At 60.9% G+C, this 14,942-nt stretch carries 13 protein-coding genes; 2 read left to right on the forward strand and 11 right to left on the reverse strand.

What is annotated here, in order from left to right:
- Positions 1 to 57 precede the first annotated feature (57 nt).
- The 11 genes from ASD70_RS20205 to ASD70_RS20255 all read right to left on the reverse strand — a co-directional run bounded on the left by ASD70_RS20205 (position 58) and on the right by ASD70_RS20255 (position 11,886).
- Positions 58 to 1,554 (reverse strand): YdgA family protein, encoded by a 1,497-nt coding sequence (locus ASD70_RS20205; RefSeq protein ID WP_056847275.1) that lies wholly within the window; start codon positions 1,552 to 1,554, stop codon positions 58 to 60.
- A 252-nt stretch (positions 1,555 to 1,806) separates the two neighbouring features.
- Positions 1,807 to 2,439 carry a hypothetical protein gene (locus ASD70_RS20210; protein WP_043049169.1) on the reverse strand — a complete coding sequence of 211 codons (633 nt, stop codon included), beginning with the start codon at positions 2,437 to 2,439 and terminating at the stop codon, positions 1,807 to 1,809.
- A gap of 81 nt (positions 2,440 to 2,520) precedes the next feature.
- On the reverse strand, positions 2,521 to 3,963 hold the full coding sequence (locus tag ASD70_RS20215; RefSeq protein WP_056847276.1) for an efflux transporter outer membrane subunit: 1,443 nt from the start codon (positions 3,961 to 3,963) through the stop codon (positions 2,521 to 2,523).
- Entirely contained in the window at positions 3,960 to 4,850 is an 891-nt protein-coding gene (locus ASD70_RS20220; protein WP_032878498.1) for an efflux RND transporter periplasmic adaptor subunit, read from the reverse strand. Before ASD70_RS20220 ends, ASD70_RS20215 begins: the two co-directional genes overlap by 4 nt.
- Positions 4,847 to 5,056 (reverse strand): DUF1656 domain-containing protein, encoded by a 210-nt coding sequence (locus tag ASD70_RS20225; protein ID WP_003187469.1) that lies wholly within the window; start codon positions 5,054 to 5,056, stop codon positions 4,847 to 4,849. Before ASD70_RS20225 ends, ASD70_RS20220 begins: the two co-directional genes overlap by 4 nt.
- Positions 5,053 to 7,131 carry an FUSC family protein gene (locus tag ASD70_RS20230; protein ID WP_056847277.1) on the reverse strand — a complete coding sequence of 693 codons (2,079 nt, stop codon included), beginning with the start codon at positions 7,129 to 7,131 and terminating at the stop codon, positions 5,053 to 5,055. The genes ASD70_RS20225 and ASD70_RS20230 overlap by 4 nt, the downstream gene beginning before the upstream one ends.
- Positions 7,128 to 7,547 (reverse strand): MarR family winged helix-turn-helix transcriptional regulator, encoded by a 420-nt coding sequence (locus ASD70_RS20235; protein WP_046070329.1) that lies wholly within the window; start codon positions 7,545 to 7,547, stop codon positions 7,128 to 7,130. The genes ASD70_RS20230 and ASD70_RS20235 overlap by 4 nt, the downstream gene beginning before the upstream one ends.
- A 387-nt stretch (positions 7,548 to 7,934) precedes the next feature.
- Positions 7,935 to 8,357, reverse strand: coding sequence for a hypothetical protein (locus tag ASD70_RS20240; protein WP_177342325.1), 423 nt, complete (start codon positions 8,355 to 8,357; stop codon positions 7,935 to 7,937).
- A gap of 74 nt (positions 8,358 to 8,431) precedes the next feature.
- Entirely contained in the window at positions 8,432 to 9,925 is a 1,494-nt protein-coding gene (locus ASD70_RS20245; protein ID WP_056847278.1) for a Fic family protein, read from the reverse strand.
- Between the two features lie 101 nt (positions 9,926 to 10,026).
- On the reverse strand, positions 10,027 to 10,272 hold the full coding sequence (locus ASD70_RS20250; protein WP_032878502.1) for a DUF2789 domain-containing protein: 246 nt from the start codon (positions 10,270 to 10,272) through the stop codon (positions 10,027 to 10,029).
- Between the two features lie 33 nt (positions 10,273 to 10,305).
- Entirely contained in the window at positions 10,306 to 11,886 is a 1,581-nt protein-coding gene (locus ASD70_RS20255; RefSeq protein WP_056847279.1) for a glycosyltransferase family 39 protein, read from the reverse strand.
- Between the two features lie 179 nt (positions 11,887 to 12,065).
- Between ASD70_RS20255 and ASD70_RS20260 the strand changes: the two genes are divergently transcribed.
- Together ASD70_RS20260 and ASD70_RS20265 are read left to right on the forward strand one after the other, a co-directional pair.
- Positions 12,066 to 14,228, forward strand: a complete 2,163-nt coding sequence (locus ASD70_RS20260) for a hypothetical protein (RefSeq protein ID WP_056847280.1) — start codon at positions 12,066 to 12,068, stop codon at positions 14,226 to 14,228.
- Positions 14,225 to 14,929 (forward strand): DUF3142 domain-containing protein, encoded by a 705-nt coding sequence (locus ASD70_RS20265; RefSeq protein ID WP_056847281.1) that lies wholly within the window; start codon positions 14,225 to 14,227, stop codon positions 14,927 to 14,929. The genes ASD70_RS20260 and ASD70_RS20265 overlap by 4 nt, the downstream gene beginning before the upstream one ends.
- Positions 14,930 to 14,942: the final 13 nt, after the last annotated feature.

The following is a 14,942-nucleotide window of genomic DNA, read 5'->3' on the forward strand; positions in this document are numbered from 1 at the left end:
CTGACCCACCGCCATTGGGAGCAAGCCCCCTCCCACATTTTTTAGCGCATTCCAGGCTTATTGGGCGCCGCTTACTGCACCGACCTTGGACATCACAAAGCTGATGAACTGCTCAACAGTCATCTTCTGGCCGTTGAAGGTCACTTCGTTGTTGGCGTAGTGCAGCTTGGAAACCACATCGGTGCCCACCAGGGTCGCCAATTGGGTGCCGACCGCCATGCTGCTGACCATCTCGGCCGCCATCTGCGATTGCTGCTCGATGGCCTTCGGGTCAGTCACGCCACCGACCTGGGCTTGCAGGGCCGCCACGTCGCTGATCATCGGCTTGGACAGGGTCAGGTTGGCATCCAGCAGCGCGACCATTTGCTTGCCCAGTTCAACCGGCGGCAGTTCCATGGACGTTGGCTTGGCCAGGTCGACCACCAGGTTGAATTTGCTTTCGCCGTGGGTGGTTTTCAACGACAGGTTTTCCACCGCCAGTTGCGGCTTGGCGGCCAGCACCTGGTTGACGTTGGCTTCGGCCAGGGTCTGCTCGGCTTCGGTCAATTGCAGTTCCGGCACCGGTTGGCCCGCAGCGGCCGCGGCTTGCACCGGTTGCATCTTGTCCTGGTAGAGCTTGGTCAGCACCAGCATCGCCGGGATATCGACGTTCTTCATGCTCACGGCCATGGCGGCCGAACCGACAGGTTTGCCCTGGTAACCGATCTCGTCGATCTTGTAGTCGACGCGGCCGGCCAGGTTGTTGTCCTTGGCTTGGGTGGAATCTTTCTGCTCGAAGCCCTTGAGGGTCAACACGGCTTTCTGCGGGCCGAAGGTGACCTTGGTGTCGGTCAGCTCCACGGTGTTCTGGCCGGTGTAGAAACCGAAGGTGGATTTCTCCAGGTTGCTGGCCACGGTCAGGCCGGCCAGTTCGGCTTCGAACGGCGCGCCGTTGGCATCCACCGCGGCGACCTTGAGGCTGTTCATGAAACCGTCAGCCTTGACCTTCTGGCCTTCGGCGCTGCTGTCGAAATCCAGGTTGGCGCCGGAGAAGCTCACCGAGGAGGTGTCGTCCTTGAATTCCAGGGGCAGCAATTCGACGTTGCCACTGACCGAGCGGCTATAGCCGATGTTCGCCACGCCTTTGAGCGGCGACACGTCTTTGGCGGCAGCGAACCATTTTTCCGTGGTGGGGTTCTTTTCCAGTTCGTAGTGACTGGTGGCCATGACCGGCAGCCATTTGAGGGTCACCAGGCGCGAGAAGGGCAGCGGGCCGTGCTCGATGTGGTCGACGAACAGCAACTCGGGGTTCGGGTTGTCTTCACCGAACACACTGCCCTGGCCTTTGAGGCGGTAGTGCGCAGTGCTGCTGAACACGCCACGGTCCAGGGACACCAGCTCCAGGGCCAGGGTGCCGTCGACGCCGGCCATGGAGGTCTGCAGTTCTTTGTTGGCGTTCTGGATCGCGGTCTGCAGGACCGGCTCCAGTTGCTTGCCGGTGTACCAGGCACCGCCCGCACTGACGGCGCCGATGGCGACAACAAAACCCAAGAAAACAACGGCTGGCTTATTCATGAAGTGACCTGATCAAATCCTGTGAGAAGTGGGCTGTCTTCCTTGAACCCCGACGGGGTTCCTGTAGGAGCGAGCTTGCTCGCGAAGAACGCATAGGCAACGCGTTTATCCAGGATGCACGCGTTATCGTTGACGTCTTTCGCGAGCAAGCTCGCTCCTACAGTAGTGGCCCGTAGGGCCGAAGGCTGGGGAAGATTAGCACTGGCGGGCGCAAACGGCCCAACCTTTCAGAGGCATCAGTTCAGGCATGGTTCAGGAGTACTCCAGCTCAATTTCATCCAACTGGTGATCAAAACTCTTCAAGCGAGCGGTCCAGGTGTACACCAACACCTCAAACTCGCGGTGTATCACGGCATTGCCGGGAGTGTCGGCCTTGGGGTCGCAGAAATCCAGCTGATAGCGCTCACGGGCCATTTGCGTGGCCACATCGGACAATTCCCGCGCGTTATTCAGCCAGTGCCTACCGTCGGCTACCTGTCGATCCAGCAGCACGCATTGTTTTTTCAGGACTTCGAGGCTTTTTTCCAGCGGGGTGCCGGTGAGATCGCCCATGACTTCCTGGAAGGTGCGCCCGGGCTGCCAGTAGCTGCCCCAGAAATAGCGGTCGAACACGGTTTCGACCCGGCGCAGGGCGACCTTGGTGTCCCAGATCGCGACGCGGGTCTTGCCTTGCTCGAGGAGCTTTTTCTTCACCCGTTGATTTTGGTAGGAGGCCCAGGCAACGACGCCGATGGACAAGGTGCCGATCACCAGGCAGGCGCTGTCGAGGAACACCATGGCCTTGTCGAGTTGATGGGCGAGCATGACGCCATAGAAATACGCGGCCGATAACAGGACCAGTGCGAAGAGCACGCACCAGAAAGCGGGAGCATAAGGGTTTTTCATTATTGGAATCCCCATGAGCAAACGCAAACTTTGTCGGGTGAAGCGTCACGGCACCTCCCCTGACAAAGCATAGCAATCACCTCACGGTTTGCCGGGTTTTGTACCTTGCGTTCGTCCGCTTTCCCAACCGCCGCCCAAGGCCAGGAACAGATCGATCTGGCTCATGGCAACCTGGGTGTTGGCCGCCGCCAGTTGCGCGCGCATTTCGGTGTAGGTGCGCGTGGCTTGCAGGTCGGCCAGGAACGATTCGCGGCCGGCCTGGAAGAAGCGGTGGGTCTGGTCCGCTGCCTGCCGCGCGGATTGTTCGGCTTCGGCCAGGGCGTCGCGGCGCTGCAACACGGCGGTGTATTGAGCCAGGCCGGTCTGGGTTTCGCGGATGGCGTTGAGTACCACGCCGTCGAAGTGGGCCAGGGCGCCCTGGGTCGCGGCTTCGGCTTCATGGATACGCGCGCGGGCGCCGTTGGTCGGCACCGTCCAACTGATCATCGGGCCAAAGCCCCAGCGGTTGGTGGCCGGTGTGCCGAGGTTTTCCAGCAGGCCCACGGTGCCTACCGTGGCGCCGATGCTGATATCCGGGTACAGCGCGCCGGTCGCCACGCCGATGCGCGCGGTGGCGGCGGCCAGTTGGCGTTCGGCCTGCCGCACGTCGGGGCGGCGCTTGAGCAACGTGGCGCCATCGCCTACCGGCAACAGTTGGGCGATGTGCGGTAGCTCGGCGCAGCTATTGGTGCCGGCCGGCAGCTGGTCCACCGGTTTGGCCAGCAGCATCGACAATCGGAACAGCCCGGCCTGGCGCGAGGCCTCGTAGCGCGGCATCTCGGCACGCAGGGATTTGTATTGGGTTTGCGAACGGGTCACCTGGGTTTCATCGCCGCGCCCGGCATCGCGCAGGCGCTGGGTCAGCTTGGTGCTCTGGGCTTGCAGGTCGAGAGACTGGTTGGCAATCGCCAGCTCTTCGTTGGCCGCGCACACCTGGGTGTAGGAACGCACCACATCGGCCACCAGGGTGATGCGAGCGATATCGGCTGCCGCCTGGGTTGCATCGGCGCTGGCCTTGGCGCTTTCGATGCCGCGCTGCAAGGTGCCGAACAGGTCGAATTGATAGGAAGTGGTGATACCGACGCTGCCGATATTGCCGACCGGGACTTTGTCCGGCAGCAAAAACGCTTCGCCGGATTCTTGCAAGCGCTGGGCCTCAGCCTTGGCGCCGGCACTCCAGCCGCCAGCGGATTCGGCTTGCTGCACCTGGTAACGCGAACGCTGCAGGTTGGCGGCGGCCACGCGCAGGTCGGTGTTGGAGGCCATCGCCTGCTGCACCAGCTGGTCCAGGCGCGGGTCGTTGTACAGCTTCCACCAGTCAGCCGGCACCGGCGCCGAGACCACGTTGCTGCCCTCACCCATGATCGGCCCTTGCAGGTCGCCACGGTTGACTGCGGCCTGTTCCGGCAGTTTGTAATCCGGGCCTACCACTTGGCAGGCCGACAGCAACAACCCCAGGGAAGCGGTTGCCAGAAGCCGCTTCATGGTTTGTCCCCGTCTTTAACTTTGTCGTCGATGATCGACACCGTCGCCGTACGCCCGGCGATCATGCGAAAGTCCGCCGGCACATCATCAAAGGCGATGCGCACCGGGATCCGCTGGGCCAGGCGCACCCAGCTGAACGCCGGGTTGACGTTGGGCAACAGGTTGGAGCCGCTGCTGCGGTCGCGGTCTTCGATACCGGCGACGATGCTTTGTACATGCCCATGCAGGCGAGCGTTGTCGCCGATCACGCGGATGTCCACGCCCATACCGACATGGATGCCGTCGAGTTTGGTCTCTTCGAAGTAGCCGTCGATGTGGAAGGAATTGCTGTCCACCACCGACAGCACCGGGCGCCCGGCGGTGACGAACTCCTGGGTGCGCGGTGCGCGGTCGTTGACGTAGCCGTCCACGGGGCTGCGGATCACCGAGCGGTCGAGGTTGAGTTGGGCAGAGTCCACCGTCACCTGGGCTTCGGCCAGGGCCGATTGGGCGCGGGCCACGCGGGACTGGCTTTCTTCCAATTGCTCGCTGGGCACCAGGTTGCCGAGGCCACGGTTACGCTTGTACTCGCGCTGGGCCTGGGCCAGGGTTTCCTGGCGGTCAGCCACGGCGGCCTGGGCTTGGCGCAGGGCCAGCTTGAAGCGGTCCTGGTCGACGGCAAAGAGCACCTGGCCCTTGGTCACCAATTGGTTGTCGCGCACGTCGACGCGTTGGATCAGCCCGGACACGTCCGGGGCGATCTGCACGATGTCGGCGCGGATGTGGCCGTCACGGGTCCAGGGCGCAAACATGTAGTACATGACCATGCGCCACACAACGACGACCGCGAAACTCACGATCAACAACGTCAGGACGACACGGCCGATAGTCAAAAAAGGTTTTTTCATGTCATCAAATATCGACTGAGTGAGTCCACCGCGCCCAGCAACAGCGCGTACAGCCCCACATTGAACAATGCCCGGTGCCAGACCAGGCGATAGAAGTGCATGCGCGTCAACAGCCCGTGCACCACCAGAAACAACACATAGGTAATGCCCATCAGCACCAGCAGCGTGGGCAGGAACACCCCGCTGATATCCAGATCACCGATCATAAAGGCGCTCCATCGGGTAGCGGCGCTTCCATTTCCGTGCCGCCAATGAATTCCACGCCGGGCAACAGCGCCAGGCGCAGGCCGGCCAAGGCATGCAGCAGGTGCAGGCGGGTATCGTCTTCGTCTTGCAGGCCCTGGCCGTTGAGGGCGCGGCGCGTGCGGTCCAGGGTCATGAGCAGACCGCTGGGCGCGGGTAAGCGTTCACCCGCCTTGAGGCAAGCCTTGAAGTAACCACCCACGCCTTCCACCACCTGGTTGAGCAGCACCCGTGGCACGCCGAGGATGCGCGGCGAGTAGGCCAGCAGGTCGAGCAGGTTCAGCGCTACGCGCAGGTCGCGCAGGGCGCTGCCGGTATCCTGGCCGGTGAGAGCCAGGCGCGGCAGGTGCTGCATCAGGCGGTCGAGCATTTGCGCGGCCATGTGCCGGTGTTCGTTCAGGGTTGCGGGCTCGGTCAGGCCAACGATGTCACGCCAGCTGAAACGGGTCAGGCGCTTGGCCGCCAGTTCTGCGCCGAAGGGCCGGGCGATCAAGGTCCATACAAACGCGAACAGCAGGCCCACCGGCCCGGCCAGGTTGACGTTAGCGAAGTTGAGGAAGTCGGCGTCATAGGCGCCCTGGATGCTGATAAACGACGAGGTGTTCACCAGCGTCAGCAGCATGCCCAGGTAGAACCTTGGCTGCACGGTAAGCGTGCCGATGCAGATAAACGGTACGGCAAAAGCCAGCACCAGCATGGGGAAATCGTGCAGGTTGGGCAGCACCAGGAACAGATACAGGCTGGCGAACAGCACCGACATGGCGGTCCAGAAAAAGAACCGGTAGATCTGCGGCGCCGGGTCGTCCATCGAGGCGAAGAAGCTGCAGGCCACGGCGGCCAGGATCACGGCGCTGCCGCCATCGGTCCAGCCCAGCAGAATCCACAGCACCGAGGCGACGATGATCGCGGTAACGGTGGAAAACGCCGAGTAGAACATCAGGCCACGGTCAAGAAACGGCGTGAGCCGGCCCAGGCGCCAGTGGCGGTAGACGGCGCGCCAGGTGTCCTGGCTTTCGCACTGGATGGCGGCTTGCAGGCTGCGACAGTCTTGCCACAGATCGATCCATTCGCCCAGGCGGTACAGGGCGTTGGAGAACAGCAACGTGTGACGGTCATCCAGCGCTTCGCCTTGGGGTTGCGCGGCGTCGATCTTGTCGCGCAGCACGCGCCAGCGATCCAAGGGCGCTTGTTCGGTGGTGCTTTGGAGCCAGGCATTGGCCTCTTCCAGCAGCGGCGTGAGCTGATCAAGAAACTCAGGCGCACGGTGTTCGATGGCATACACCGCGTCATCCAGCGCGTCGATCACCGGCAGCAGGTGAATCATGCGCCCGCGCAGTTCTTTGGTGTTGCGCACCGTTTGCGGCCGCGCGCCTTCGTGGGGCAACTGGCCGATCATCAACTCAAGGGTGTTGAAGGTGGCGACCATGCCGCCGCGCAGGTTGCTGACTTCTTCCGGGTCGACCTTGCGGCTGAGAAAGCGCTGGCTGTAGACCTGGGCGTCGCTGAACCACTTGGCCACCGAGCCATCGAACACCGGCATCAGGCGCCGTGGCCAGAACATTGCGCCCACCACCGCCGCGACCGCGATGCCAAGGAAGATTTCTTCGGTACGCGCCTCCGCCACATCCCAGACTGCCAAGGGGTTATCCACCACTGGCAGGGCGATCAGCGGCAAGGTATAGCCGGCCAGCATCAGGGCGTAATTATTGGCCGTGCGCAGGTGCATGGAGAGGAACAGCAAGGTACCCGTCCATAACGCGATCACCACCACCAGCAGGTAAGGCGACTGCACGAACATCGGCACGAACAGCACCGCCGCCGCCGCGCCCATGAAAGTGCCGATGGCGCGGTACAGCGCCTTGGAACTGGTGGGGCCAACAAACGGGCTGGAGACGATATACACCGTGGCCATCGCCCAGTACGGACGCGGCATTTGCATCAGCATGGCGATGTACAGCGCGATCATCGACGCAGCGAATGTACGGACCCCATAGAACCAGTCGCGGGCAGGCGGGAAACCGGTAAAAAATCCGCTCAAGATGACACAGCCTCGGCCGCCTCGAAGGCCCGCAGCACGCGCAATGCGGCTTCCAGATCCGGGGTGGCGATATCCGCCAGGACTTCGTTACGCAGGCGCACCAGTTGCGCCTCCACCGCCTGCACCAGCTCACGGCCACGCTCGGTGAGACTCAGGGCCTTGGCGCGGCGGTCGTGGATGTCTTCGGCGCGGCACACATAGCCGTCGCTGCACAGCCGGTCGAGCAGGCGCACCAGCGACGGGCTCTCCATGCCGGAGGCCTGGGCTACTTTGACCTGGTGCACACCGTCTCCCAGGCGGCCGATCATCAACAACGGCACGGCGCAGGCTTCGGAGATGCCATAGCTCACCAGCGTGGTCTGGCAGATTTTGCGCCAGTTACGGGCGCCCACCACCATGCTGCTGCTGAGGTTCATCTGGAGTTGTTCGAGGGATTGAGGCACTGGATAGTTCGCATACAGTTAGTTTGCTAACTATTAATATGGTGGAGGGATGAGGCGTCGTCAAGTTTTGAAACAATTTCTCGATGGATGGAGCGATTCAGCGGCATCACCGCAGGACGAATGTGGGAGGGGGCTTGCTCCCGATGTGGATGGGTCAGTCACAGATGCGTTTACTGACACGCCCTCATCGGGGGCAAGCCCCCTCCCACATTTGGATCAGCGTCGGATGTGGGGGCTATTTTTCAGCCTGACCCTCCAGGCGACGCTGGGTTTCGCCCATCATGTCCTGGCCATTGCGCAGCGAGACCCATGCGCACGTGATTAGATGATGGAGTTTTGGTTGCCAAGCCTATTGGCCGGTCAGGATTTTTTGCACCAACGCCATACGCTCCAGACCTTAACGACTTCAGAGATAACCACTAGCACAGCCATCAACACCAGGTTGTAGTTAGGAACAAGCTGAGCGCCTACCAGCAACAGCGAAACAGAAGGCACGATAAAAGCCAATCGCAAGGGTGTTTGAAGGTAAGTAACCCACCTCACCTGTTCATGTCCGAGGAAGAGCAGTACGCAGGAGATCAGGATCGAAACTTGCAGCAGCATGGCAATGCCGAGCATGTATAACTGCCCACGACTGTGATCACGCAGCACCCATAAAGCATTTTCAATATCACTTAAATAGGGAATCCTTCCCTCTATTGCGCTTGCTACTGTATACCGAATTAGATAAAGGGCATCCATGGCTCCCCAAAACCAAAAAACATGCATGCGCGTCAGTTTCATGTTGTGTCCAGAACAGGTAGCCAGCACCTGTTAATAACGATCTCCTCACGCTGGCAACTATCGCCCGTTTCTGTTTAGTCGAAAGGAAATTTCCCGATTTCGCGCAGAGCACGCCCCGCCTCCTCCTCAATAAACCCAAACACCTCCTCCGACACGCGGTACTGAAACTGCTTACGCCGATGCTTCGAAAGCTTCCCACCGTTATCCAGGCACATCATCACCAGCTTCGACAACTCACTGCCGCGCACGTCGTAGCGTTGGTTCACGGCCTTGATCACACGGTCGTAGCGGTCGAGGAATTCGGTTTCTTCGCGCAGTTCCACTTCCAGGGCTCGGCGGGCCATTTGCAGGGTGAATTCGACGCAGCGGGTGGCGTCCCAGTAGCGGTAGATCGAGGTGTGGCCGATGAAGTCGAACGCCATGTGGTCGGCGTCCAGCCAGGTGACGTTCCAGAATTCCCGCATGGGTTGGGAGAAGGTCTTGAGTGCCTCCAGGTAGGCTTGCTCTTCATGCTTCATGGCGACGGAGACTGGCAGCAACAAGCCATTTTCCAGTGCGCCGTAGTGGCAAAGCGTCTGGTGAATCAGGAAGCGAGACAGGCGCCCATTACCGTCCATGAACGGGTGCAGGAAGACAAAGCCGAAAGCGGTGACTGCCGCCGCCACCAAAGGATCGACGTCCCGCACGGGCTGGTTGGCGAAGGCCATAAGCTCTTCCATCAGTTCCTGGCAAAGCGCGGGAACTGGCGGCACGTAGCTCACACCGGCAGCGCCGCGCAGCCCGTTGTGCAGATGGTTCTGTTCGTGGCGAAACGCGACGGCTTTGTCAAAGGGATTGGAGACGGTGCTGTTTTGCAGCTCGACCAAGTACTCCTCGGTGAGCAACCGGCCTTCGTGGGCCTGGCGCAGGAGTTGGACGAAGCGGCGGGATTTTTCTTCGCTGGGTTGTTCTTTTTCGATGGCAAATGAATCGCGGGTTTCGTGCAGGTATGCCCACTGGATGGCGCGGTCCATCATTTCGGGAGGGAGGGTGGCCATGAAGGATTTGGCACGAGCCAATACATCAAGCGCCAACAACGCTTCCAGCTCAGGCGTTCGCTCTACGGTGGCGCAATAATGCAAAGAGCCCAAACCATTGAAATCCACTCGCCAACGACTGTTGCGAATGCTCGGACCGGTTACATAGCGCTGGGGATCGAACAAGGGAACAACGCGACCACGAACAGGAAGGGTGTGATCCAGCATTTTCCCGGTAAAGCCTTCCCAAAGAAAACAGGCTTTTCGGATAAACGCACCGTTGGGCGCGCCAGCCAGTGCCGCCAAAAATGGTTCTGGGCCAAGCTGTTCAAACACCTGGGCAAGTATCGCCAGGTTCACGCCTTCATGCTTAAGCGCAAACAGCACATGTTCAAACAGCGCATGTTGGGCAGGCGCCACAGAATGGGGCACCGCCAGGCAGTCACCGATCAGGGTAATCCTGGTCACCGGCTTGATCATCGCAGCGCGCAACGGTGCGATAACCTTTAGATCCAGCGCCTCACACAGATGAGCGTATCCGACTGTTGGCATGGCGAGCTTTTCCAGAAAAAATTCACTTAAGCGATTAAAGCCCAGTTTTTTTTACCGCTCACCATTTTTTTTTACATGCTGGCCTTTATTGGGATATTTTTTTACACCCGTCGTCCACCCCGCAACATCAGATTCAACTCATCCACCACCTCCGCCCAATCCGCATCTTCCAGAATCTCCTCGCGCAAAAATGCCTTTTGGGCGTCGCTCCAAAAAAAAGCATCGGCGAGTTTCAAATCTGGCTTGAGCGGCGAATGAGAGGCGACAAATTGCTCAATGCTGACCGGGTCATTCGGCAACCCAAGCTGTTTGAACAACGACGGCAAGCTATGCACTGGCGATTCCATGATGAGCTCCTGATAGAGAAGGGTTAATCGAGTCTAGCGGCAACCCTCAGGTTGCGGCGCCGGCACGTTGCACAACACGAACAGACGCGCCCGTGCGCCACCGCCGTCCTGGCGACTGAGCTCGCGCCAACCTTCGGGGAGCGGGGCGAAGTCGTCCGGTGCTTCATTGCTGCTGATCAGCCATACGCGCCGGGTATTGGCCGGTAATGCCGATAAAGAATCCAGATAGATGCGCCCGCCATCCTGATCTACCAGGGTGCCGAAGCCGTAGGCATTTGGCCGGGTCGACGTGCCGTCGGGCTTGGGCGGGGTGTAGAGCTGCAACTGGGCGTCAGTTTCGTCGTAGTACACGTAGCTCAGATACCACATCATGTCGCTGAGGACGATGCGGTCGTCTTCCTGGTAATTGCGATTGACGAACTCCACCGGCACGTTGAATTGGTCGTGCTCATCCACCTCGAAGTTGTTCTTCAGGCCCAGCAGTTCCATGCCCACAAACAGCACCCACAGCGCTGCGCCCAGCCATGACAAGCGTGACGGCAAGCGGTCGATGGCAAGCGCCAGGACCATCGGCAAACCCAGGGCATACACCGTGAGGTAGCGCTCGATAAAGACCGGCGAGATAAACGACACGCCATACACCAACAGCAACGGCAACAAGAAAAACAACGCCAGCAAACGAGCTCCCGGGTGGCGCCAAGCCGTCATCCACACCACCGCAATCAGCAGCAGCGGAAATATCCAGAACAGCGGCGTCCACAAATCATCGCCTTCATCCTGCAACACGAACTGCCAGATCATCGAGGGCACAGACAGCAGGTTGACCGGCTCTTCCCAGCCGATGTCGCCGCCCACCTTGAGCTGGTCGACATGCTGCACCAGGTCCAACAGGTTCGGTAGCCAAGGCAGGTACAACAACACGATCACCACGTTGGCCGCCCACCATGCAGGCCGCGTTATCAAACGTTGGCCTGGCGCCTGCATCCCCAGATAAGCCCAATGCACCAGCACGCACAGCGCGGTGAAGTAATGCGTGTAGAAACCGGCACTCATCAACAGCACATACACAGCCAAATAACGCGCGCGTTCAGGCTGTCTCGCCCAGTACACCAGCGCCAGCGTGGCGCCCAGTAGCCACACGCCCAGCAGCGAATACATGCGCACTTCCTGGCTGTAGCGCACCGCCGTCGGCAACAGCGCCAGCAGGATGCCCGCCAGCACCGCCGTGCGCCGGGTGGACAGTTGCCGCGTCAGCCAGATGCCCAAGCCAACCACGGCTACGCCCGGCAGCGCGCTCATGCTGCGAATGGACCCGATGCTGTCGCCGAACACTTCGATCCAGCCGCGCAGCAGGAAGAAATACAGCGGCGGATGCACATCATGGGCCGCGTGAAACCACAGGTCGGCCACGGCGTATTCACTGAGCAACAGGCTCGACCCTTCATCGCCCCAGATCGCCGCCGAGGTGAGGTGATAAAACCGCAGGGCCATGGCCAGCGCCAGGATCGGTACCCACCAGAGACGGCTGAGTCGACCAGCACTTTGCCAGGTCAGGCGCTGCAAGGCTGGCAGCGCTCCGGCTTTTTCGTTTTGCTCAACCACAGACCGACGCACTTCAATACCCCTGGCATTAGCTCGCTTGCCTGAGCGCAAACACCGCCACTCTAGGACAAAAGCCCAGGCTTCGCCGCTGGAATCGGACAAATCGGTATTTTGCGTAGGACCTCACCGAAGCACAGCTCAGAACAGGCTATTATTGGGGCCCTCCAAGGACTCAGGATCAAGGACACGTCATGCGCATCGGTTTTTTGTCACCTCTGGCACTGGCTCTGCTGGCCGGTATTTCCCTACAGGCTCAGGCCAGCTCCGACGATTCATGCTACCCCGACTGGCGTGTCTCGCGTGACAGCCTCGAACCTTGCAGCAACCAGCCCTTTCTCAGCCCGGGCAACGACAGCCGGGTCAACCTGCGCCTGTTGCTGGCCGACAAAAAAGCCGCGCCGCTGACGCCCAATGCCTTGGGCGAAGACGATTTGGCCCAGGGTTTCGGACCGGTGCCGTTTCCGGTGTATCGCCTGGTGCCGGTGCCGGCCGCGAATGATGAGCCCGATAACAAAGCGGACGATTCACGCACGGCCGAACTCGACACCCTGCTCCAACCGCTGGGCATCAAGCGCGAGGAATACAAGACTGCCGGTGAAGCGTTCCTGAATGGCGAAGGCAGCCGCTGCCGCAGCAACAGCGATGACAGCGCCACAGCGTTTATCAGTCAGGTGATCAAAGCCGATATGCCGCCAGCCGAGCGCGACGTGCTGGTGAAAGCGCGGTTGCAGTTGCTGACCACCTGTGACTTCACAGGCCAGGTGGTGGACGCGCAGTTGACGCCCTCGGCCAATGCCCAGCTGTTTCGCACCTACCTGCAGGCCGCCGCCGATTTCTACGGCGGTCGCTTCGTTTACGCCGAACGCGGTTTCGCCGCCGCCGCGACCAGCGATCTGCCTTGGCTGAAAGAGACCGCGCTGTACATGACCGCACGCACCTCGTTGAACCGGGCCCAGGCCGAAGCCTTCGATGAGTACGGTATGCCGCAACGCGAGCATGTGGATAAGTCTGCCTTGAGCGACGCCGAAGAAGGCTTTCTCGGTTACCTGAAACATTATCCACAAGGCGATTACGTTGCGTCCGCCCGTGGCCTGCTGCGCCGCGTGCATTGGCTGGCGAACGACGACGCCAAGCTCGCCGAAGACTTCACCTGGCAATTCACCGAGGCCACTGACGCCCAGCGTAACGTGAGCGTCGACGAGTTGGTCGAAGAAGCCGACCTCAAGTTGCTCATGGTCGGCAACAAGTCGGCAAACAGCCCGATGCTGCAGGTGGTCAGCGACCTGATGGCGATGCGTGCTCATACGCCGCCGCTCCTGAGCCGAGAAGACCTCGATAAGCAAAAGAGCACCTTCGCCAACGAGCCGGCCTTGTTCGACTACTTGCAAGCGGCGTATGCCCTGTACGTCGAGCATCAGCCTGACAACGCCTTGAAGCATCTGCCCGACAGCGTGCCGTCGAGCCTCGACTATTTCGCCTTCAGCCAGCAGACCCTGCGCGCCCTGGCCCTGGAAGCCAAGCAAGACTGGCAAGGCGCCGAAGCGCTGTGGCTGCAATTGCTGCCCCTGGCAAAGCAGCCGTTGCAACGCGACCAGCTGGAGCTGGCCCTGGCGATGAACTATGAGCGCAGCGGCCAACTGGCCAAGGTGTTCGCAACCGATTCGCCGATCAGCGCCAAGCAAGTGCGCTACATCCTGCTGCGCAACGTCGCCGGGCCCGACCTGCTGCGCCAGCAGATCGCCAAGGCCAGCGACTCGACCGAGCGCCAGAGTGCGCAATTCGTGCTGCTCTATAAAGACCTGCTGCACGGCCAGTACGCCACCTTTGCCGATGACCTCAAGCAAGCCTCGCTCGCTGACGACAAGCTGGGCACCAGCCTGGGCTACACCTACACCAGCGGCCAGTCCTTGAAGCTGTTCCAGTGGAACGGTGACAAAGCCGAATCCGGCTACGCCTGCCCAAGCATCGCGCAAACCGCCGCGACCTTGCAGGATGAGGCCAAAAACCCCCACGCCTTGAACTGCTTCGGTGAGTTCATCCTGCGCAACGGCCTGGACGGCATGCCCCTGGAACACCCCCGCGCCGCCGGCAGCCTGGGCAGCACCGAATCGCAGTTCAAGGGTGAAACCTTCTCGCGCCTGGACGGCTACAAACAGGTGATCGCCAATGCCAAGGCGCCGAAAACCGACAAGGCCTATGCACTGTTCCGCGCCATCAATTGCTACGCGCCGGCCGGCTACAACAGCTGCGGTGGCGAAGACGTCGCGCCCGCGGTACGCAAAGCCTGGTTCCGCCAGCTCAAGACCGGTTTCGCCGACACCCAGTGGGGCAAATCGCTGCAGTACTACTGGTGAAGTCGCTGTGGCTGGGTTTGCTGTTGCTGGCAGGCCCGGCTTTCGGTGCGGTCGACGCCCGCGACTATGACGCTTTCTGGCTGTGGAGTGGTGTCACGCCCCAGCCGGTGATCAAGCAGGCCCGGACACTGTACATCCTCCAGGGCCAGATCAACTCTACTCGCCGCGCGCCGCAACGCGGCGTGCAACTGATCGCCCAGGGCATCAGCGTACCGCGCATTACCCAAGGCGAAATCTGGGTGGTCTACCGCGCCCACACCTTGCACTGGCCGGAACAGGTCTACACCCAACTGCTCGGTCAGGTGCAACGCTGGCGTGACGCTGGCAACCCTGTGGTTGGCATCCAGATCGACTTCGACGCCCGCACCCAATACCTGCACGAATATGCCGATTTTCTGCGCGACCTGCGCCAGCGCCTGCCTGCCGACCTGCGGTTGAGCATCACCGGCCTGATGGACTGGAGCAGCAACGCCGACCCGGCCGCCATCGCCCAGCTCAAAGGCGTAGTGGATGAAGTGGTGGTGCAGACGTATCAGGGCCGTCACAGCATCCCGGATTACGCCGCGTATTTGCCGCGGATGAACCGAATGGGAGTTCCGTTCAAGATCGGTTTGATTCAGGGTGGGGAGTGGCAAGAGCCGGGGTATCTGCGGGGTAATGAGTGGTTTCGCGGGTATGTGGTGTTTTTGCAGAACCCTTGAGGCTTCCAACCCT

Origin of the sequence: Pseudomonas sp. Root569, assembly GCF_001427465.1 — a bacterium.
Classification (GTDB): domain Bacteria; phylum Pseudomonadota; class Gammaproteobacteria; order Pseudomonadales; family Pseudomonadaceae; genus Aquipseudomonas; species Aquipseudomonas synxantha.

What these genes read in the sequence shown, in the direction of transcription:
- ASD70_RS20250 (WP_032878502.1), bottom strand. Translation starts at nt 10,272, where the DNA reads ATGGAATCGCCAGTGCATAGCTTGCCGTCGTTGTTCAAACAGCTTGGG.
- ASD70_RS20220 (WP_032878498.1), bottom strand. Translation starts at nt 4,850, where the DNA reads ATGAAAAAACCTTTTTTGACTATCGGCCGTGTCGTCCTGACGTTGTTG.
- ASD70_RS20215 (WP_056847276.1), bottom strand. Translation starts at nt 3,963, where the DNA reads ATGAAGCGGCTTCTGGCAACCGCTTCCCTGGGGTTGTTGCTGTCGGCC.
- ASD70_RS20260 (WP_056847280.1), top strand. Translation starts at nt 12,066, where the DNA reads ATGCGCATCGGTTTTTTGTCACCTCTGGCACTGGCTCTGCTGGCCGGT.
- ASD70_RS20235 (WP_046070329.1), bottom strand. Translation starts at nt 7,547, where the DNA reads ATGAACCTCAGCAGCAGCATGGTGGTGGGCGCCCGTAACTGGCGCAAA.
- ASD70_RS20210 (WP_043049169.1), bottom strand. Translation starts at nt 2,439, where the DNA reads ATGAAAAACCCTTATGCTCCCGCTTTCTGGTGCGTGCTCTTCGCACTG.
- ASD70_RS20205 (WP_056847275.1), bottom strand. Translation starts at nt 1,554, where the DNA reads ATGAATAAGCCAGCCGTTGTTTTCTTGGGTTTTGTTGTCGCCATCGGC.
- ASD70_RS20245 (WP_056847278.1), bottom strand. Translation starts at nt 9,925, where the DNA reads ATGCCAACAGTCGGATACGCTCATCTGTGTGAGGCGCTGGATCTAAAG.
- ASD70_RS20225 (WP_003187469.1), bottom strand. Translation starts at nt 5,056, where the DNA reads ATGATCGGTGATCTGGATATCAGCGGGGTGTTCCTGCCCACGCTGCTG.
- ASD70_RS20240 (WP_177342325.1), bottom strand. Translation starts at nt 8,357, where the DNA reads ATGAAACTGACGCGCATGCATGTTTTTTGGTTTTGGGGAGCCATGGAT.